Raw genomic sequence first — 3,361 nt, 5'->3', positions numbered from 1 at the left:
ACTCTATGAATTATCAACTTCCTCTAACTTCACTCCCTTCGACATTTTTCCCGGCATCGGTCCACGACGTTTAGACCCAAGAGACAAACTTAAGAACTGATGTAACTCTTGAATATACCTATTCTCTGAAAGTAACTCTAATTCCTCTAAAGCTTCACTGAAAAGTTTACCCGAACGATAGAGAATCCGAAAAGCATTTTTCAATATTGCCAAATCCGCACTGGTCAAACCAGCACGCTTTAATCCTAATAAATTGAGCGATCGCACCAAACAAGGATGCCCTTCGACCAACATAAATGGTGGTACATCTCTAACGACACGACTCATACCACCCACCATAGCCATTTGACCAATATGAACAAACTGATGAATACCCAATACCCCACCAATTACAGCTTTAGACTCAATTTTGACATGACCTGCTAAAGATACAGCATTAGCTATGACCACAGAATCTTCAATAATACAATTGTGCGCCACATGAACATAAGCCATTAGTAAATTGCCATTACCAATTACAGTACTTTCATCAGCATAAGTAGCACGGTTAATAGTAACGAATTCCCTAATTTGGTTATTGTCGCCAATTTTTACCATACTGGGAGCGCCCGCATATTTTAAATCTTGTGGTTCTATACCAATAGCTGCTCCAGGAAAAATTCGATTACCAGAGCCAATTTCTGTTGGCCCTTCAATCACAACATGAGGGCCAATAGTAGTTCCTGCACCTACCTTAACCTGTTCCTCTATTACAGCATAAGGACCCACTTGTACAGTGGGATGTAATTCGGCACTTTCAGCAATAACAGCTGTTGGGTGAATCAGAGTAGGCATACTTCAATCCATTATTGAAAACATCAAATTTCCTTCTGCGGCTTTTTGACCATCTACTTCTGCAAGACCTTGCACTTTGCCAAACCTGCCACCTTTAACAGATAATAATTCTGTCTTTAATATTAGCTGGTCTCCTGGCACTACTGGGCGACGAAACTTCACTTTGTCCATACCTGCAAATACAAACAATCCTTTCTGAAGCTCTGGCATTTGAGCAAAGACTATGCCTGCAACTTGAGCCATTGCTTCTATGATTAATACCCCTGGCATAATTGGTCGTCCAGGAAAATGTCCTTGAAAATGGGGTTCATTAAAAGTTACATTTTTAATACCAACTGCTTTTTCTCCCGGTATATATTCTATGATGCGGTCTACTAAAGCAAAAGGGTATCGATGGGGTAATATTTTGTGAATCTCTTCAATAGTCAAAATATTTGCCTCAGTAGTCTGAGTATCTTGATTTAGCTGAGTTGAAGCATTTTCTATGGTTTGTGTTGAATCTGTTGTAGTTTTTTCAGAGGTTGACATTATTTACAGTTCTTGATTGGCAGTCTCGATTTTACCATTATTGACTTCTCTCTGCTCCAATGTATAGGGGCACTTTGACTTTTCCCCAGAGAGTGTATTTCAGCTAAGAACAGACGGAGCAACACGGATAAATCGCTGTTGCGTAGTATCTACTTAGAATCCCCATGACTTGAGTCCGGGGAGTAGTCAATGTCTACAGATAACTCAGAAATTTTTTGAGCTAATTGTATATGTAACTTATGGCTAGCTTTGTAAGCCAGATAATGAGCTTGAGGAAAATTACCTAATAAGCTCAAATCTCCTACTAAGTCCAAGAGTTTATGACGTACAGGTTCATTTTCAAATCTTAAGGGTGGATTTAACCATCCGGACTCATTACAAACTAGAGCGTTATCTAGAGTACCACCTTTAATTAAACCAGCTTCTCGTAATTGGTCAATTTGATGTGCTAAGACAAATGTACGAGCTGGGGCAATACAGTCAGCAAAACTTTCTGTTTCTGGACACCAACTATGCCACTGATTACCAATAGCTGGTAGATTAAAATCTATTCCGTAAGTAAACCGAGTTTCTGGACTAGGTAAAGCAGCCACAAAAGCATCACCTTGATTTATCCAGATTGGTCGATCGATCGAATTTTTGGTCTTTAATTTTGGGTTGAGGATGTGGTTTATTGCCTGTGGAGTGTAAGTATTGTTAATGTGTGTAGTTATTTGATCGTTAATATTGTTTTGTCGATCTGCCCTATTTTCTTCCTCTGGTTGAGCAACTAACCCCACAGAAGCGATCGCCTCTACCCAGACTTTAGACGAGCCATCCAACAGAGGAACTTCTGGGCCATCAATTTCAATTCGAGCATTATCTATTCCCATTCCGGCCAAGGCAGCCAATAAATGTTCTACGGTGCGAATACGGATATTTTCAACACCAAATTCAGTAGAGAGAGTAGTAGAGGCTACAAAGTTTATTAGAGCTGGAATACTAGGATTCTCAGGTAAGTCAACTCTCACAAAATACCTACCTGAATTTTTAGGAGCAGGTATAACTTTTATATGAGATTTAATACCGCTATGTAGACCTATTCCCCACTGTAAAAATTCTGCCGCCAAAGTATATTGATTATCCATATTTTTGTCATAATTATTGTTAGTTATTAACCTATATTTAAACTTTGCTTAATTTTTACTTATTCTCAAAGATTTATACTAAAATCCTAAATAACAATTATTATTTTTTTATTATATAAATGTTAAACTGTCTAGATATTTGATAAAAACTCTAGGAAAACAATAGTATGGTAACTACCAATTCAGTAAAGAAATTGAAACTGAATAAGTGGAAATTAGCTAGTGTCTTTGCTCTAGTAAGTACAACATTAGCTGTAACTATTTCTATCGTTAGGTCTCAAAGCCCATCTATAGTTAAAATTGATGGTTCTAGCACAGTTTACCCTATTACTGAAGCAGTAGCAGAAGAATTTCAAAAAGAAAAAAGAGGTGCTATTCGGGTAACAGTTGGAATTTCTGGAACAGGAGGAGGCTTTAAAAAATTTTGTGCTCAAGAAGATTCTATTAGAACAGATATTTCTAATGCTTCCAGAATTATTCAACCATCTGAAATAGAAAAATGTAAAGCTGTAGGAATTGAATTTATAGAACTACCTATTGCTTATGATGCTATTACTGTAGCTGTTCATAGGGAAAACTTTGTTGATACTATGACTATGGAGGAACTAAGAAAGATGTGGGCACCTGAGGCCCAAGGTAAAGTTATAAGATGGAATCAGGTAAACTCTAATTGGCCTGATGTAGAACTGAGAATGTATGGACCAGGTGCAGACTCAGGTACATTTGACTATTTTACGAATGAAATAGTTGGTAAGTCTGGAGCTAGCCGTTCTGACTATACACCTAGTGAGGATGATAATGTTTTAGTTCAGGGCGTTGCAAATGACCCTAATGCTATTGCTTATTTTGGCTATTCTTATTATGAAGCGAAC

At 37.7% G+C, this 3,361-nt stretch carries 4 protein-coding genes; 1 reads left to right on the top strand and 3 read right to left on the bottom strand.

From position 1 onward, the window contains the following. Positions 1-3: 3 nt before the first annotated feature. The 3 genes from lpxA to AC3DU7_RS29155 form a co-directional block, all read right to left on the bottom strand. Entirely contained in the window at positions 4-834 is an 831-nt protein-coding gene (lpxA, locus tag AC3DU7_RS29165; RefSeq protein WP_488042750.1) for an acyl-ACP--UDP-N-acetylglucosamine O-acyltransferase, read from the bottom strand. A gap of 3 nt (positions 835-837) precedes the next feature. Then, entirely contained in the window at positions 838-1,362 is a 525-nt protein-coding gene (gene fabZ / locus AC3DU7_RS29160; protein WP_488042749.1) for a 3-hydroxyacyl-ACP dehydratase FabZ, read from the bottom strand. Positions 1,363-1,511: 149 nt separating this feature from the next. Next, positions 1,512-2,489 carry a UDP-3-O-acyl-N-acetylglucosamine deacetylase gene (locus tag AC3DU7_RS29155; RefSeq protein ID WP_488042748.1) on the bottom strand — a complete coding sequence of 326 codons (978 nt, stop codon included), beginning with the start codon at positions 2,487-2,489 and terminating at the stop codon, positions 1,512-1,514. A 167-nt stretch (positions 2,490-2,656) separates the two neighbouring features. On the opposite strand from AC3DU7_RS29155, the gene AC3DU7_RS29150 reads away from it, so the two are divergent. Next, on the top strand, positions 2,657-3,361 hold a 705-nt coding region (locus AC3DU7_RS29150), incomplete at its 3' end, for a PstS family phosphate ABC transporter substrate-binding protein (RefSeq protein WP_488042747.1).

It is taken from the genome of Okeania sp. (assembly GCF_983059655.1).
The sequence above is the reverse complement of the archived record's forward strand: the minus strand, read 5'-3'. Positions and strand labels throughout refer to the sequence as shown.

Excerpts from the sequence above, each read along its gene's own strand:
- lpxA (WP_488042750.1), bottom strand. The coding sequence starts at position 834 with ATGCCTACTCTGATTCACCCAACAGCTGTTATTGCTGAAAGTGCCGAA.
- fabZ (WP_488042749.1), bottom strand. The coding sequence starts at position 1,362 with ATGTCAACCTCTGAAAAAACTACAACAGATTCAACACAAACCATAGAA.
- AC3DU7_RS29155 (WP_488042748.1), bottom strand. The coding sequence starts at position 2,489 with ATGGATAATCAATATACTTTGGCGGCAGAATTTTTACAGTGGGGAATA.